Genomic DNA, 16,050 nt, shown 5'->3' with positions numbered 1-16,050 from the left:
CGTTTAAGCGTACCCGCAAGCGCGACTAGACGGCCAGGGTCTCCAGGCGCACGCTGACCTCTTCTTCCTCGACCAGCAATGCGCCGATCGAGACCGGCAGCGTGAAGCGGCGTCGCCCCGCACTGCCGGGATTCACGTACAGCACCCCGCCGCGCTGCTGGCAGGAGGGACGGTGCGAATGGCCCGCCACGACGACCCGCATGCCTGCCGCGGCCGGGTCGATATCCAATTGCTTGAGGTCGTGGATCACATAGATGGCGACCGCGCCAAGGCGCAGCACGGCCGTCTCCGGCAGTGCCGCGGCCCAGGCGCCACGGTCGTTATTGCCGCGCACGACCGTCAGCGGCGCCAGCGCGGCGAGCGGCTCCAGGATATCGGGGCCGGCGATGTCGCCCGCATGGATGATGTGCTCGCAGCCGCGCAGGAAATCCAGTGCCTGTGGACGCAGCAGGCCATGGGTGTCGGCGATCAGGCCGACCCGCGTGCCGCTCACAGGGCGCGCCGGCTGCCTGCCATCTTGCCCAGGATATAGATCGAGTAGAGCGCCGCCAGGCCCACCACCACATACACGATGCGGGTGGCCGGACTGCCCGGGCCGAGGATGGTGGCGACCATGTCGACATCGAACAGGCCGACCATCGCCCAGTTCAGCCCGCCGATGATCAGCAGGGCCATGGCCAGGTAGTCGAGCGCCGACATGGTGGAGCGGCCGCGCACGCGCGGCACGTTGCTGCGCCGTTCGCCCAGGGTCCGGCGGTCGATCGTGGGAGTATTCATCGTTGCCATCACTGCCTCCTTTGACAAGAACAGGGTCGATGGACAGATGGTAGCGGAAGCCGGGAGGCGGGCGAGCACGCCTCGGCGCGGCTCAGCCTTTCCAGGTACGATTCAGGCCGGTATCGGCATGGATCCAGCCGCCCTTCGGTCCGGAGCGGTAGTAATAACCGACCCCGCCCTGGCGGAAGCTGCGGATCAGGCCGCCGAGCACATCCTCGCTCAGGCTGGCGATGCGGATGTCGGCCGCCTTGCCGACCATGTGCAGCGATTTGCGCGCGGCCGGCACGCCCTCTTCCACCAGGCGCCGGTTGGAAGCCTCGGTGCGGTAGCCGGACAGGATCTCGAGCGGCTGGATCATGCCGTAGCGCGCGATGAAGGCCTGGGTACCCCACAGCACCTCGAACAGCTTGGGATCGATCGGGGCGCTGGCACGGCCGTTCACATCGCGCAGGATATGGCACAGCTCCTGGTAGGCCGAATCGATGACCTCGCCGTCCTTCCAGTACAGCACCCTGGCCTTTTCGCCGCTTTGCGGGCGCACCAGCGAGAGCGTGCGCGGCTTGACCCAGAAGTCGAGGTCCAGCAGCTGGGCATCGAACAGGTCGGGCGGGGGTTGCAGGCCGGCGTCCTGGGCGCGGGCAAGGCCGGGGGCCAGCAGGGGGGCGCCAAGGATGCCGCCCGCGCACAATGCGGCGCCCTGTTGCAGGAAATCTCTACGTGAAGCCATAAGAACTCATCCAAATCGAGGCGCTTACTATATCGCAAGCTTCTCCCGGACAAAAGATGTGTTCGCAATGATGGCGCAGTTCAAGCCGCACCAACCGGGGTCGCCTAGCTGCTGCAGTTGCAAAAGCGCTTGCGCGCGCCCGGCGCCGGTTCAAGGCTGGCGTCGAGTGCCTTCCACAGCAGGTCGCACTCGAGTCCGAAGCAGGCCTTGTCCTTGCCGGCGTTGACATAGCCGTGGCGCTCGAAGAAGGCGCTGGCCCCGGGCGGGCTATGCAGCTGCAGCTTGTTGATGCTCCAGGCGCGCGCCTGTTCCTCGGCGGCGGCCAGCATGGCACCGCCGATGCCGGTCCGCAGGGCCTCGGGGGCCACATAGCACAGCGCCAGCCTACCGGCCTGGGTCAGCAGGCACAGACCGAGCAGTTCGCCGTCGCGCTCGGCCACCAGCGCATGGTTGCTGGGCGAGGCCAGCCAGCTGGCGACATTGGCCGTGGTCTTGTTGCCAAGCCAGGCTTCGAGCACGGCGGGCTGGTCCCGGTGGTCGGCCTGGCAGCCGATCTCGATCGAACGGCGCAGCAGCGCGCAGGCGGCGGAAGCATCACCGGGCACTGCCTTGCGAATATCAAAACGCGTGGACATCAAACATCACTATGCAGAAAAAACGGAAGTCGGGACCCGCGCTCAGCGGCGCAATGGCTGGGCACGACTATACACCGAAGCCCGCTTGCCTGCTGCCGGCGCCGCGCCGCAACGCCAGGCAACGCGGCAGTACTAAGCATATGACAAAACTATCGTTCCGAAATTTGATGAAAGTACGGATCATGCAGGCTGTCACCACCCGATTTGAAAAGCGAGCCTCCATGACCATGACTTCCCCTCTGCGCCGCCTGATCCTTGCCCTGGCGCTGGGCGCCGCACTGCCGCTCCAGGCCAGCGCCGCCGACACCGAACTGCTGAACGTCTCCTACGACGTGGCGCGCGAGCTGTACAAGGACATTAACCCGGCCTTCATCGCGGCCTACAAGCAGCAGACCGGCGAGACGGTCAGCATCAAGCAGTCGCACGGCGGCTCGAGCAAGCAGGCACGCGCCGTCGCCGACGGCCTGGAAGCCTCGGTCGTCACCATGAACCAGGCCAACGACATCGACATGCTGGCCGACCGCGGCCTGGTGGCCAAGGACTGGGCCAAGAAGTTCCCGCACAACGCGGCGCCCTACTACTCGACCATGGTGTACCTGGTGCGCAAGGGCAATCCGAAGAAGATCAAGGACTGGGACGACCTGGCCCGCCCGGGCGTGCAGGTGATCATCCCCAACCCGAAGACCGCCGGCAACGGCCGCTACACCTACCTGGCCGCATGGGGCGCGGCACTGAAGAAAAAGGGCGGTACCGAAGCCCAGGCGCGCGAACTGGTGTCGCGTATCTTCAAGAACGTGCCGATCCTGGACGCGGGCGGCCGCGCGGCCACCACCACCTTCACCCAGCGCCAGATCGGCGACGTGCTGGTCACCTTCGAGAACGAGGTGAGCATGGTGCGCGCGGAGTTCGGCGACAATTTCGAAGTGGTCTACCCGAGCGTGTCGATCCTGGCGGAGTCGCCGGTGGCCGTGGTCGACAAGGTGGTCGACCGCCGCAAGCAGCGCAAGGAAGCGACCGCCTACCTGAACTTCCTGTACTCGCCGGCCGGCCAGGAGATCGGCGCCAAGCACTTCCTGCGGGTGCGCTCGGAAGCGGTCATGAAAAAGCACGCCGCCAACTACAAGCCGATCCAGCTGTTCACGGTGGACGAACTGTTCGGCGGCTGGCGCAAGGCCCAGGCCGTCCACTTCAACGATGGCGGCGAGTTCGACAAGATCTACGCGTCGAAGTAAGCGACAGCGTTTGCATGAGCGGCGGAATGCGTCCCGCCGTGCCACGGCCCTGCCCCCCGCGCAGGGCCGTGTGCTTTCTGGGCGGGAAGTGAAGGCGGCATGGCGGTGCCCGTGGGCACAATGTCAGCAGAATGTCCGTTCCCAACAAAATTCCGGGTTACAAGCCCATTTTTGCCTGTGCGCCATAGACATGCATCATGCTTGATGCTATCGTGCATCTCCTGTAGTTGCCCTACAGCTAGACAGTTGACTGTGTGCCCATCCGTGGCATGCCTCCCGCTCAACGCAACCACTCCTGAACCCGACAATGCTCAAAAAATTGTTTGCCACCGTATTGATGTCGTTTTCGGCCGCCGCATTCGCGGTGCCGTTCGGCTCCCAGTCGGTGCTTGTGGTAGAAGATGACACTGGCAAGATTCTTTTGGAAAAGAATGCCGACCGCGTCGTCCCGATCGCCTCGCTGACCAAGCTGATGACGGCCATGGTCGTGCTCGATGCCAAGCAGGACATGGACGAGCTGATCGAGATCGACCGCAGCGACGTCGACACCTTCAAGCACAGCAGCTCGCGGGTGCCGGTGGGCGCCCTGATCTCGCGCCGCGACGTGCTGCAGCTGGCGCTGATGTCCTCGGACAACCGCGCCGCGGCGGCGCTGGCGCGTACCTTCCCGGGCGGCACCGACGGCTTCAAGGCGGCGGTCAAGCGCAAGATCAGCGCGCTTGGCATGACCCAGACCGTGATCGAGGAGCCGACCGGCCTGTCGCCGCGCAACCGCTCCACCGCCGGCGACCTGGTCAAGATGGCGGCCGCATCGAGCAAGTATGCCGTCATTACCAACATGACGACGGACTCGAAGAACCTGATCAACATCAATGGGCGCGAGGTCGAGTACCGCAACACCAACCGCCTGGTCGGTGCCAAGGGCTGGGACATCGGCCTGTCGAAGACCGGCTACACCTCGGAAGCCGGGCGCTGCCTGATCATGAACATCACGGCCGCCGGCAAGAACGCGACCATGGTGCTGCTCAATGCGGGCGCGTCCTCGGCGCGCATCCTCGACGCCCTCAATGTACGCCGCTTCATCGCCGGCGAACAAGCGCCGGTACGCGTGGCCAAGGCCTCGAACCGCGCGCCGCGCTTCAAGGCCGCGTCCAAGCGCGGCAGCATCAAGGCAAGCGCCAACCGTGCCGGCATCAAGGCCAGCGCCGGCAATGCCAAGCTGAAGACGGTCAAGAAACGCGGCAAGGTGAAGGTGACGCCGAAGCGCCGCAAGAAATAAGCCGCCAAGCGGGGCCGGTTTTCGGATAACAAGGGGCCAGGTGGCCCCTTTGTCATTTTCCCGCCGCCGCGTCCGGCGTACCCAGGACGGAATCCCACAAGGCCTGGCCGAGGGCCTGCACCAGGTCGTCGGTGTAGGCGACCGGTGGCGACTGCAGCAACTCCACCCGCCAGAACCTGCCATCCGCCTCGACGATGCGGGACTGCACCCGCAGCGCGCTGTACCTTCCCTCCGCCATGCCGGTCCAGGACGGATGGCCGCGGAACATGCCGTACCGCCCGCCGGCAGGCGCGGCTTCGTCCGCCAGCGCCTCGCCGTGGTCCTGCCGGGCGTGGGCACGGACATGTTCGCGCAGGCCGCGTCCGTCCTGCGCTTCCACGCTGAACAGGACCACGGCGTGGCCACCATGCAGGGTGAAGCGGTAACGCGCCCTGCCAGGTGCCGCGCCGCCATGGCCGTCCCCCTCTTCTCCTTCGTCTTCCGGCCCGGCGTCCTCCGCCAGCCATTGCGGCGCGACCAGCACCCGGTTCCCGGTCAGTGGATTGGTCCAGCCGTAGGGGGGCGCGGCCTTCAGTTCGGCGATTTCGCGCGCATCCTGGCGGTCGGCGGCGTCCAGCGCGACGATCAGCAGGAACAGGCTGCAGAACGCGGCACCGAACACCGCCTTGCGCAGGCGTCCGACCGGGCGGGCACGCACCAGGTACAGCGCTCCGTCATAGCTGGCCGGCAGGTCCTTGCGCAGGCGCAGCGCCTGGCGCGCCATCGTGAACAGGCTGAGCAGGGGCAAGCCAAGGCCAAGCCCGCTGCACCAGAGCCGCGCATTGCGCTGCGCCAGCTCGGACAAGCCGGGATGGCACCCGTCGGCGCGCTCCAGGCGCAGCCCGAGCAGCGCCTTGCCGGGCGTATTGCCGGCCACGGTGTGCAGCAGCGCATCGAGCAGCAGCCCGGCCGGGATACAGGCCAGGCCGAACAGTTTCCAGCCGAAGGGCGTTTCCAGCCATTGCAGGAAAGCCGAAGAATGGCGGCACAGGAGCAGGCCGAGCAGCGTCGCCACCAGGGCGGTCTCCCACCACACGTCGAAGCTGCGCGCACACCAGCGCGCCCAGGCCCCGGCCTTCCAGTCGAGCGCCAGCTCGGGCGGCGACCCGCCCGGCCACGCCGGCTCCAGGGCGGTCCCGAATCCGGTACCGCGAAACAGGACGGGCTTCTGCTGATCGAATCGCTGCATGGATGAGCGCTTGCGCCGGGATGAAAGGGGGGTGCTTCCAGAACGGTAGGACCACCTCCCAATGGCCGAGTTCGGCGAGCGCCGGCCGGCCCGCCGCAGGTTTGGTTTCGCTCAAGCGTATCAGGGCAAGCCACGCACGAAGCGCAGCAGGGCTTGCACCAGTTCGCGCGCCACCGGCCCACCAGGCTGGGTGTACGCCGGCAGCTGCGCCGCCAGGTCCCCGTGCGCCATCTTCAGGACATGGTTCATGCCGTCGACCACCACCAGCGTCGTGCCCGGCCGCGCGGCCTGCAGGCGGCGTGCGTCCTCGACGCCCACCTGCAGGTCGGTACTGCCCTGGATCACGGCCACCGGCATCGCCAGCCTGCGCAGTTCCTCGGCCGGGTCGTACTTGATCGCCGACACCAGGTAGGGCTGCACGCTGGGGCGAAACAGCGGCGCCAGCTGGGCCGGCACCTCTTCCGTGAGCTGGCCGCGTTCCAGGCTGGCAAGGATGCGTTCGCTGTCCGGGATGAGCGCGGGCGGGAGCCTGCCGGCCAGCTGGCGCCGCAGCACGTCCGACAGGCGCTGGCCCGGCCCGGCCAGCGCCACCAAGCCATCGGCGCCGGCGCGGCCGGCGGCCAGCATGCCGACCAGCGCGCCTTCGCTGTGTCCGACCACGATTACCTTGCCGAAGCGCGCATCGCCCTTCAGCAGGCGCAGCCAGGCGGCCGCATCGTCGGCGTAGCCATCGAGGCTGAGTTCGGCCTCGCGCACGGCGGCGGCGCGGCTGCCGGCCACGCCGCGCTTGTCGTAGCGCAGGCTGGCGATGCCGGCCTCGGCAAGCGCATGGGCCAGGCCCTGCAGGCTGTCGTTGCGCATCCCGGGGCTGTTGCCGTTGCGGTCCGTGGGGCCGGAACCGGCAATCAGCAGCACCACCGGCACCGGCATCCCGCCCTCCGGTAGCGCCAGGGTGCCCGCCAGGACCCCGCCACGCTCGAGCTGGACCGCGCTTTCGCGCGGGCGCTCCTGCTCCCCGGCGTTCGCGCCCCCAGCCAGGGCCAGCGCCAGAGTCAGGACAGGGACGAGCAGGAAGGCGGCGCGCGACATGGACATGGCCCCTTGATGGCTTGGCGCCTCAGCGCCTTAGCGCGAGGTCGGCGCGATCATGCCGCGCAGGCCGCTGGTCCGGTGGGTACGCGCGGCGATGGCTTCGGCCAGCACCGCGCCCGGCGGCGACACCAGGGTGAACAATTCGCTGGCGCGCGTGATCCCGGTGTACACCAGCTCGCGCGTCAGCACGGCGCCGCGTTCGCGCGGCAGGGCCAGCACCGTATGCCGGAATTCCGAGCCCTGCGACTTGTGCACCGTCATCGCGAACGCCGTCTCGACATTGCGCAGGCGGGTCGCCAGCACGCTGCGCACCGTATCGCCCTCCAGGAAATAGACGCGCAGCGCGTTCGGGCGGGATGGGTCCGGCAGGGTGAGCCCGATATCGCCGTTGTAGACGCCGGTGCCGTAGTCGTTGCGGGTCACCATCACCGGACGCCCGACATACCAGTCGCCCTGCGGGCGCAGCAGGCCAGCCGCCGCCAGGCGCGCCGCCACCGCCTCGTTCAGGCCGGCCACGCCCCACTCGCCGTCGCGCACCGCGCACAGGATGCGGAAGGATTCGAAGCGCTGCAGGATCTGGCGCACCCATTCTTCATGATTCGTGTTCAATCCGGGCCGGTAGCCGGTATTCAACACATCCAGGTAGGGGCCGTAGCCCGACTGGGCCAGCTGCAGAAGCTGCTGCTGCTGGGCGTTCTCGATCCAGCGCACGCCCTGCTCGCCGGCGCGCAGCAAGGCTTCGGCACGCAGCGCGTCGCCCGCGTTCACCGCCAGCGCCAGCTGTCCGATCGGCCCGCCGAAGCGGCGGCTGTGACGCAGCATCACGGTCTGCTGGGCCAGGGCGCCGGCGTCGCCCTGGAACTCCTCCGGAACGGCTTCGCCGCTGGCGGCCAGCACGTAGTCGCAGGTGGCCGCCGTGTAGCCGCCGGCGCCGGCGTTGTGGCACAGGTCGCCCAGCACGGCGCCCGCCTCCACCGAGGCCAGCTGGTCCTTGTCGCCCAGCAGGATCAGGGTCGCGGACGCGGGCAGCGCGTCCAGCAGCGAGGCCATCATTTCCAGGTGCACCATCGAGGCTTCGTCCACGATCAGGACATCGACATCGAGCGGGTTGCCGCGGTGGTGGGCGAAGGCGCGGGTGTCGGGGCGCGCGCCCAGCAGGCTGTGCAGGGTGCGCGCGGCGCCCATGCGCTGGGTCAGCTCGCGCAGCGGCAGCGCGGCGCCGGCCCTGTCGGCCAGTTCGCCGAGCGCCTTGTCGATCGACTGCTTCAGGCGCGCGGCCGCCTTGCCGGTCGGCGCGGCCAGGGCGATGCGCTGGCTGCCGGCCTGCGGCGCGGTGGCGAACAGCAGCGCCAGCAGGCGCGCCACGGTATAGGTCTTGCCAGTGCCGGGACCGCCCGTGATGATCGCGACCGAGCCGCGCAGGGCGATTGCGCAGGCCAGCTTCTGCCAGTCCGGTCCCTCCTGTTCCGGCCGGGCCGCGAACAGGCCGTCGAGCCAGCCGCGCACCGCCTCCGCATCGACATCGATGCGGCGGCCGGCGCGCTCACGCACGGCCTGGGCCACCAGCATCTCGTCGCGCCAGTAGCGGCGCAGGTAGAGGCGGTCGCCATCGAGCACCAGCGGCTGGTCGTAGTCGAAGGCGCCCACTGCCCATACCTGGGCGCAGCCGCCCAGTTGCTGGGCCCAGCCCTGGGCGGTGCGCGGCAGCGGTCCGGCGCAGCGCGCCAGTTCCTTCCATTGCTCGTCTTCCCAGCCGAGCAGCGCGGCCGGGCCGGCGGCCAGGTCGGACAGCAGCAGGCAGCTGTGGCCCTGCCCTTCGAGCTCCGAGAGCACGCTGGACGCCAGTACCAGCGCCGGCGGCGCCGGCATGCCATTGGCGAGCGAGGCGACGAAGCGCGCGAACGCGCAGGACAGGCGGCGCAGCGCGCCGGTCTCGCTCAGCCGCGCCAGTTCGTTCCACAGCGCTTCCGGGTTCGCTTCAGCGCGCGCCATCGCCATCCTCCTTGTCGAGCAGGTCGTCGAGCGCATCGAGCAGCTCCAGGTCGGGTGCCAGCACGCAGCAGCCGCGCGTGTCGGCGTTCGCGATCCCGCGCAGGAACAGGAACACGGCGCCGCCCAGCTGGCGCGGCGGATCGTAGGCCGCGCCAAGGCGACTGCGCAGGAGCCGGTGCAGCGCCAGCATGTACAGGGTGGCCTGGATGTCGTAGCGGTGTCCGGCCATGCCCAGCGCCATCGCGGCCTGGCTGTAGGAAGCGTCGCCCGGCCCCAATGCATTGGACTTGTAGTCGAGCACCCAGAACCGGCCTTCGTGCTCGAACACCAGGTCGGCGAAGCCCTTGAGCATCCCGTGCAGCACGCGCTCGGGCAGGGTCGGACGCTCCAGGCCCTTCATGATGCGGCTGCGGCACAGGCGGTCGAGCCGGCCCACGTCGAGGCGCTCGCTGGGGAACCAGAATTCCAGCTCCGGCACCGTGTCGCCGGCCAGCTGGCACAGGGCCACGCCGAGCGGCGGCAGCGGCGTGCCGGCCACCGCCTGCAGCCAGGCCAGGGCATCGTCCAGCCGGTGGCCCCAGCCGGCGCGCTCGATGCGCTGGCCAAGCCGCGCCATGAAGTCCGGCTCGCCGACGCGTTCGAAGCCTTCCTGCGCCATCCATTCGAGCTGCTCGTGCATGAAGTTGCCCGGCACCGAGCCGCGCGGAAAGCGGTGCCAGGGCGCGTCCTCGATGCGCGGCGGCGTCACCGCCTGCGGCGCCTCCTCGAGCAGGGTCTGTTCCTGGGCGCGCATCGGCGCCGGCGGCACGGCATGCCGCACCAGCGAGGTGAACGAGCCGATCGACCAGTCGCGCTCGAAGCTGGCCTCGTAGCGCGGCGCGCCCAGCAGCTCGGGCCGCGCATCCTCGCGTACCAGCAGGGTGCAGCCCTCGGCCGCCGCCAGGTCGTGCAGCACGATGCCGGGGACGGCGCCGCACAGGCGCTCGAGGCGCTCGCGCAGCAGTTCGGCTGCGATCTTCTCGCCGCCTCCCGCCAGGTAGCCGAGCGCCGACTCATGCAACCGGTTCTCGCCCTTGCTGCGGCCGCTGACCGGCGCCGCGCCCAGCCACAGCGCATGGCGCGCACGGGTGAGCGCGACGTACAGCAGGCGCAGGTCTTCTTCCAGGCGCGCGCGGTCGACCGCCTCGAGTGCTTCGTCGCTCAGCTGCAGGTCGAGGTGGCGCGCGCCATCCGGGCCGACGAACTCGAAGAAGGCGCGCCGGCGGCGGTCGGTCCGGCGCGCGCTCACCGCGAACGGCAGGTAGACCAGCGGGTATTCCAGGCCCTTGGACTTGTGCACCGTGACCACCTTGACCAGTTCGGCGTCGCTTTCCAGGCGCAGCACGCGCTCGTCGCCCCCTTCGCCCAGGCCATCGACCTGCTCCGCCAGCCAGCGGATCAGGGCCTGCTCGCCTTCGAGCTGGGTGCTGGCCTCCTGCAGCAGCTCGGCCAGGTGCAGCAGGTTGGTCAGGCGCCGCTCGCCGCCCGGCTGCCCGAGCAGGCGCGCCGGCAGCCCGAGTTCGTGCACGAAGCGGCGCAGCATGGCCAGCACGCCCTGGCGCTGCCAGGCCAGGTGCAGGTTCTTGAGCTGCTCGACGCGCGCTTCCCACGCCACCTCGTTCGATGACAGCTGCGCCAGTTCGCCCAGCGGCAGGCCGGCGGTACGGGTGGCGAAGGCGGCGCGCGCGAGGGTGCCGTCGAGCGGATTGGCCACCGCGTACAGCCAGCGCAGCACGTCGGCCGCCTCCTCGCTCTCGAGCACCGAATCCTTGTCGGACAGGTAGACGCTGGCGACCTTGCGTTGCACCAGCGCACGTCGCACGGCGGCCGCTTCGCCGCGGTCGCGCACCAGGATCGCGACGTCGGCCGGCATCAGGCGCCGGAAGCGCTCGCCGTCCGAGAACCCGACCCGTTCGTCACCCAGCAGGCCGACGATGTGCTCGGCGCAGTGGTGGGCAAAGACCTCGCGGTAGGCTTCCTGGCTCATCGGGCCGGCGCAGCACAGCGCCATCGCGGGCTGCTCGCCGCCGGCGCCCACCAGGCGCTCGCGGTGGCCCTTGGCCCGGACCGGCTCGAAGGGCAGCGGATTGTCCGCACCGCGCCGGAAGCGGAAGGCCCCGCCCGGGTAGCCGGGATGGTCGCCATCGCCTTCGGCATGGCGGAACAGCTGGTTGACGGCGTCCACCAGCGCCGCCGTGGAGCGGTAGTTCACGCCCAGCTGGTAGTGGCGGCCCGCGGTGGCGCGGCGCGCGTCGAGGTAGCTGTGGATGTCGGCGCCGCGAAAGCCGTAGATCGACTGCTTCGGATCGCCGATCAGGAACAGGCCGCGCTCCGGGTCGTTGTCCGCCACCCGGTACAGCAGGTTGAAGATGCGGTACTGGTCGGGCGAGGTGTCCTGGAATTCGTCGACCATCGCCACCGGATACTGGGCGATGATGCGCCGCCTCAGCGCCTCTCCGGCTTGCGGCCCGCCTTCGAGGGCGTCCTTCAGGCGCTGCAGCATGTCGGCGAAGCCGAACTGGCGCCTGCTGGCCTTCAGCTCGCGCATGCGGGCGGCGATGTGGCTGGCCGCGTGGCGCAGCAGCGCGTGCGACAGCGGCTGCAGGCGCCCGAGCGCCTCGCGCAGCGGCGCGGTGAAGCCGAAGCAGTCCGGCACCTCGGCCACGAAGTCCTTGCTGAAGGCGTCCACGATGCCGTCCGGGCACAGGCGGCGCCAGGCGGTGTCGTTCAGGTCGGGCGCTACCTGCACCGGGTCGGCGGCCCAGGCGCGCAGGGCCTCGAACCATTTCACCAGCGAGTCGGCGCGCATCTTGGTGCCGTTGAAGCACTTCGGCTGGCGCTCGCGCTGGGCGGCGATCCAGCCCTCCATGGCGTCGGCGCGCGCGGCCCAGCCCTCCTTCAGCCCGGCCAGCTCGCCGCGCAGCGCGCCTTCCACCCGCGCCACCAGCACGCCGAGCGGCTCCGCTGCGCACGGGCCCAGCAGGTGGGTGCGTGTCACCAGCTCGCGTACGCCGGCCTTGAGCGCGGCCACGTCCTTCCAGCAGGCGCGCACCGAGGCCAGTGCCCCCTCGCCCAGCGGATACACGTGCTGGCGCCAGTAGTCGTGGGCCGCATCCTCGAACAGGGCGCGCTCGTCGCTCAGCAGTTCTTCGTCGAACAGGCTGCCCGAATCGAAGGCGTGCTCGCGCAGCATGCGCTGGCACCAGGCGTCGATGGTGAAGATCGCGGCCTCGTCCATGGTCTCGGCGGCCAGCACCAGGCGGTGCGCGGCGAGGCTGCGTTCGGCCTCGCCGGGGTATGCCTCGATCAGCTGCTCCAGGTAAGGGTCGGCGCTGTCCAGCTGGCCGCGGAAGAAGGCGGCCGCCTCCACCAGGCGCTCGCGCACGCGCTTGGCCAGTTCGCGGGTCGCGGCACGGGTAAACGTCATTACCAGGATCTCGCTCGGCAGCAGCGGGCGCGCGAATCCGCTGTCGCCGCCGGCGCCGGCATGGCCCAGCACCAGGCGCAGGTAGAGCGCGGCGATGGTCCAGGTCTTGCCGGTGCCGGCCGAGGCTTCGATCAGGCGCGAGCCGTGCAGCGGAAAGTCGAGGGGATCGAGCAGCTGGCTCATCGCGCCGCCCCTTCCTGGAGCGCCGCCAGCGGCATCACCTGCAGCGCGCTCGCGATCCAGTCGGCCAGCGGGCCGTACAGGTCGCGCGCCACGTGCGGCCAGTCGCCGGCCGCCACCAGGGCGGCGAAATCCGGCCACAGGCGCGCCAGGCACAGTTCCTCGACTTCGCCCTTGAGCTCGTAGCCGCCGTCGTACACCAGGCGCGCCTCGGCTTCGCCGGCGCCTTCCTGCAGCAGCGCGAGCGCGGCCTTGCAGGCCACGCCCAGCGGGCGGTCGAGATTGGCGCGCCACAGCCGCACCAAGTCGTGCAGGGTGGCGGCCGCGTCGACCGGGTCCAGCGGCGCCATCGCCAGCAGCGCGTCGCGCGCCACCAGGTGGCCGGCCACGGGAGCGCCAGCCGCGGCCGCGGCCAGCTGGCGCAGCCAGGGACCGATCAGCTTGTCGCCGCGCGGGCGCCCGTCGCGGTCCAGCACCTTCGACGACACCTGCATCAGCCAGGCGTTCTGCACGCCGTCGCTGCGCAGGCGGTCGATCCAGTCGTCCAGCAGCAGCTGCTGGCCATGGCCGTCGTCCAGGCCCAGGCTGACGGCGCGCTTGGGCGCCGGGTGCGGGAAGCGCAGGCCGAGCGCCAGCCAGGCAGTGCGCACCGGCACCAGGCCATCGACCAGCTCCTGCTGCCAGTGGCGGCCCAGCAGGCCGATCGGCAGCACGCCCTCGCGCGCCAGCCGCTCGGTGCGCGCCATCAGGGTCGCGCGCACCTCGTGCGGCGCTTCTGGCGGGCCGCTGTCGTCGAGCAGGTGGTCTTCCACGAAGTAGCGTTCCAGCGCGTCGAGCGCGAACGGTTCCTCGTCCTCGCCCACCACGGCGGCATCGGCGAACACGACCCCGAGGCGGCGCCGGAAGAAGTAGCGCGCCGGCTGGCGCAGGAAGGCCGCCAGCTCGCCCAGCTTGAGCACGAATCCCGGTTCCAGCTCGTAGGGCGGGAGCGTCTCCACCACATCCGCCGCCGCCTCGGCGTGCGCCGAACGCCATTCGCCGGCATAGGTGAGCAGGCCGCCGCGCTCGAAATAGCGGCGGCTGAAGGGCTGCAGCGCATGCTCCGTGGTGCGCTCGTCGAGGCGCAGGTCCCACCCGTCCTGCAGGTAGTCGCGCAGCTGGGCCACCAGCACCGAGGCCGGCTGCTCGCTGTTGTCGCGCACGTTGCGCCCGACCCAGCTCACGTACAGCTTGTCGCGCGCCGACAGCAGCGCTTCCAGCATCAGGTAGCGGTCGTCGTCGCGGCGCGAGCGGTCGCCCGGACGCGCCATGCCGCTCAAGCCGAGCAGGTCGAAGTCGGCCTGATGGGAACGGCGCGGGAAGTCGCCGTCGTTCATGCCGAGCAGGCACACCACGCGAAATGGCACGGCGCGCATCGGCATCAGGGTGCAGAAGGTCACGCCGCCGGAGACGAACTGGTGGTTCAGGGTCGGCTGGTCGAGCTGCTTGAGCCAGGATTCGCGCATCACTGCCAGCGGCACCGGCTCCTCGAAGCCGGCGCTGTCGGCCGTCTCCAGCCAGCACTGCAGGGCATCGTTCAGCTGGGCCAGGGTCAGGCGGTCGGCTTCCACGGCGGGCTGGAAAAACGCGGCCAGCAGCGCGCGCGCGGTCTCGCCCCAGGCGGCCGGGGTGCGCGCTTCGGCCAGCGCGGCGCGGTAGTGCAGCAGGCTGTCGATGAACTGGGCCAGCGAACCGGCCAGCGCGGCGTCCAGTCCGCCCACTTCGGCGTAGGGCTCGATGTCGCCGAAGCTGCGTCCCGCGCCGCTGGCGTAGCCGAGCAGCATGCGGCGCACGCCGAAGATCCAGGCATTCTGTTCGCCCACCGAGGCCAGGCCCAGGCCGGCGCGGTGCGCGCGGTCCAGGCCCCAGCGCACGCCCGAGCCCTCGATCCAGCGGCCCAGGATCGGCAGGTCCTCGGCCTGCAGGCCGAAGCGCCCGGCCACCGCCGGCACGTCGAGCAGGTCGCGCACCTCGCTCTGGCGGCAGCGCTGCTGCGGCAGGCGCAGCAGCCATTCGAGCGCGACCAGCAGCGGATTCACGCTGCGGTCGCGCATGTCGCCGATCTCGAAGGGAATGTGGCGCGGGTCGCTGCGGCGATGCTGGTCGAACACCGCGTGGATGGCGGCCGAGAACAGGTCGATGTCGGGCACCATCACCACCACGTCGCGCGGACGCAGGCCCGGGTCGCGGGCGAACCAGGACAGCAGCTGATCGTGCAGCACCTCGACCTCGCGCTGGACGCTGTGGGCGATGTGGAACTCGATCGAACGGTCTTCGCGGGGCGGCGGCGTGCGCGGATGCTCGCCGGGCGGCAGCAGGTCGCGCACTGCGGCCTGCACCTGCTGCAGCAGGGTGACGCCTTCGGATTCGTCGAACAGGTCGACCCGCAGGCTTTCGGCCCCGAACTGCGCGTAGCGCGCGCCCTCGCCCCCGTCGAACTCGTCGAGCATGCGGACGAAGTCGCGCCCCTGGCGGCCCCAGCTGGCCAGCAGCGGGTGGGCGTGCATGTGCAATTCCTCGACCGGCACGCTGGCCAGTTCCAGGCCGCCGCGCGGCTGCTGGCGGCGGCGCGCCGCCTTCAGCAGCTCGCGCCCCTCGATGATGTCGCCCCAGTAGAAACGGCATGGATTGGGCACCGCGAACAATACCTGGGTGTAACGCGACAGCGCGGCGATCGCCTGCAGCGTCTGGTACGGCAGGGTCGACATGCCGAACAGGATCACCCGGCGCGGCAGACGCGACACCGGCGCGCGCCCTTCCTCGACGGCGGCCAGGAACTGGGCGTGGATGCTGGCGCGGCCACTGGCGCGCTGTTCCGGCGGCACGCTGGCGTGGATTTCGCGCCACAGGCAGGCCTGCCATTGCTGGTCGGGGGCGAGCGGCTGCGGCTCGCCCGCCGCGCGGCGCAGCTGGTCGCGGCCCGCCTCCCAGTCGGCCAGCCAGTCGGCCCGGTAGACCTGGTACTGGTCGTACAGGTCGGCCAGGCGCTCGGCCAGCTGCAGGCGACGCTCCGGACAGCCATCGCCGAGGAACTGCCTGAGCGGCGCGTAACTGGGCTCGTCGAGCAGCGCCGGCAGCAGGCGCATCAGGCGCCAGGTGAGCGGGTCCTTGTCGAAGGGTGCGCGGCTGGGCACGCGCTCGCGCCCCAGCATGCCGCGGTAGGCCTCCCACAGGAAGCGCGCAGGCAGCGCCACCCGGGTCGCCGCGCACACGCCCATCTCCTCGGCCAGCGCGATCTTGAGCCACTCGGCCACCCCGTTCGACTGCACCAGGATGGTCTCCTGCTCGAGCGGGCCGAGCGGATGGCCGCGCAGCCAGTCGAACATGGCGCTGCGCAGCAATTCCATCTGGTTGCCGTGCAAGATTAACAAGCCTGGGGTGATCGGGGAAGACATCGGAATGG

At 70.2% G+C, this 16,050-nt stretch carries 11 protein-coding genes; 2 read left to right on the top strand and 9 right to left on the bottom strand.

Features of this window, described 5'->3' with window-relative positions; translation table 11 throughout:
* Nucleotides 1-25: 25 nt before the first annotated feature.
* From LE190_RS05355 to LE190_RS05340, 4 genes are all read right to left on the bottom strand, one after another.
* Nucleotides 26-493, bottom strand: a complete 468-nt coding sequence (locus LE190_RS05355; protein ID WP_225237711.1) for a metallophosphoesterase family protein — start codon at nucleotides 491-493, stop codon at nucleotides 26-28.
* Entirely contained in the window at nucleotides 490-786 is a 297-nt protein-coding gene (locus LE190_RS05350; RefSeq protein WP_225237710.1) for a DUF378 domain-containing protein, read from the bottom strand. The genes LE190_RS05355 and LE190_RS05350 overlap by 4 nt, the downstream gene beginning before the upstream one ends.
* A gap of 82 nt (nucleotides 787-868) precedes the next feature.
* Nucleotides 869-1,504, bottom strand: a complete 636-nt coding sequence (locus LE190_RS05345) for a YcbK family protein (protein ID WP_225237709.1) — start codon at nucleotides 1,502-1,504, stop codon at nucleotides 869-871.
* 104 nt (nucleotides 1,505-1,608) lie between these two features.
* On the bottom strand, nucleotides 1,609-2,139 hold the full coding sequence (locus LE190_RS05340; protein ID WP_225237708.1) for a GNAT family N-acetyltransferase: 531 nt from the start codon (nucleotides 2,137-2,139) through the stop codon (nucleotides 1,609-1,611).
* A gap of 227 nt (nucleotides 2,140-2,366) precedes the next feature.
* On the opposite strand from LE190_RS05340, the gene LE190_RS05335 reads away from it, so the two are divergent.
* The gene (locus LE190_RS05335; protein ID WP_439847471.1) at nucleotides 2,367-3,371 is read left to right on the top strand and encodes a sulfate ABC transporter substrate-binding protein; all 1,005 of its coding nucleotides are present in this window, start codon (nucleotides 2,367-2,369) and stop codon (nucleotides 3,369-3,371) included.
* A gap of 307 nt (nucleotides 3,372-3,678) precedes the next feature.
* Nucleotides 3,679-4,650, top strand: a complete 972-nt coding sequence (locus LE190_RS05330; RefSeq protein WP_225237706.1) for a serine hydrolase — start codon at nucleotides 3,679-3,681, stop codon at nucleotides 4,648-4,650.
* Between the two features lie 52 nt (nucleotides 4,651-4,702).
* Here LE190_RS05330 and LE190_RS05325 read toward each other — a convergent pair whose 3' ends face one another.
* The 5 genes from LE190_RS05325 to recC form a co-directional block, all read right to left on the bottom strand.
* Nucleotides 4,703-5,878 (bottom strand): RDD family protein, encoded by a 1,176-nt coding sequence (locus LE190_RS05325; protein ID WP_225237705.1) that lies wholly within the window; start codon nucleotides 5,876-5,878, stop codon nucleotides 4,703-4,705.
* Nucleotides 5,879-5,998: 120 nt separating this feature from the next.
* Nucleotides 5,999-6,973, bottom strand: coding sequence for an alpha/beta hydrolase (locus LE190_RS05320; RefSeq protein ID WP_225237704.1), 975 nt, complete (start codon nucleotides 6,971-6,973; stop codon nucleotides 5,999-6,001).
* 30 nt (nucleotides 6,974-7,003) lie between these two features.
* Nucleotides 7,004-8,962, bottom strand: coding sequence for an exodeoxyribonuclease V subunit alpha (gene recD, locus LE190_RS05315; RefSeq protein WP_225237703.1), 1,959 nt, complete (start codon nucleotides 8,960-8,962; stop codon nucleotides 7,004-7,006).
* Nucleotides 8,949-12,611, bottom strand: coding sequence for an exodeoxyribonuclease V subunit beta (gene recB / locus LE190_RS05310; RefSeq protein WP_225237702.1), 3,663 nt, complete (start codon nucleotides 12,609-12,611; stop codon nucleotides 8,949-8,951). Before recB ends, recD begins: the two co-directional genes overlap by 14 nt.
* On the bottom strand, nucleotides 12,608-16,042 hold the full coding sequence (gene recC, locus LE190_RS05305; protein WP_225237701.1) for an exodeoxyribonuclease V subunit gamma: 3,435 nt from the start codon (nucleotides 16,040-16,042) through the stop codon (nucleotides 12,608-12,610). The genes recB and recC overlap by 4 nt, the downstream gene beginning before the upstream one ends.
* Between the last annotated feature and the right edge of the window lie 8 nt (nucleotides 16,043-16,050).

Origin of the sequence: Massilia hydrophila, from assembly GCF_020208145.1 — a bacterium.
Taxonomy (GTDB): domain Bacteria; phylum Pseudomonadota; class Gammaproteobacteria; order Burkholderiales; family Burkholderiaceae_D; genus Telluria; species Telluria hydrophila.
This window is presented reverse-complemented; position numbering and strand designations above follow the sequence as displayed.

Coding starts and splice junctions, on each gene's coding strand:
- LE190_RS05345 (WP_225237709.1), bottom strand. CDS start 1,504: ATGGCTTCACGTAGAGATTTCCTGCAACAGGGCGCCGCATTGTGCGCG.
- recC (WP_225237701.1), bottom strand. CDS start 16,042: ATGTCTTCCCCGATCACCCCAGGCTTGTTAATCTTGCACGGCAACCAG.
- LE190_RS05330 (WP_225237706.1), top strand. CDS start 3,679: ATGCTCAAAAAATTGTTTGCCACCGTATTGATGTCGTTTTCGGCCGCC.
- LE190_RS05340 (WP_225237708.1), bottom strand. CDS start 2,139: ATGTCCACGCGTTTTGATATTCGCAAGGCAGTGCCCGGTGATGCTTCC.
- recB (WP_225237702.1), bottom strand. CDS start 12,611: ATGAGCCAGCTGCTCGATCCCCTCGACTTTCCGCTGCACGGCTCGCGC.
- recD (WP_225237703.1), bottom strand. CDS start 8,962: ATGGCGCGCGCTGAAGCGAACCCGGAAGCGCTGTGGAACGAACTGGCG.
- LE190_RS05320 (WP_225237704.1), bottom strand. CDS start 6,973: ATGTCCATGTCGCGCGCCGCCTTCCTGCTCGTCCCTGTCCTGACTCTG.
- LE190_RS05335 (WP_439847471.1), top strand. CDS start 2,367: ATGACTTCCCCTCTGCGCCGCCTGATCCTTGCCCTGGCGCTGGGCGCC.
- LE190_RS05325 (WP_225237705.1), bottom strand. CDS start 5,878: ATGCAGCGATTCGATCAGCAGAAGCCCGTCCTGTTTCGCGGTACCGGA.
- LE190_RS05350 (WP_225237710.1), bottom strand. CDS start 786: ATGGCAACGATGAATACTCCCACGATCGACCGCCGGACCCTGGGCGAA.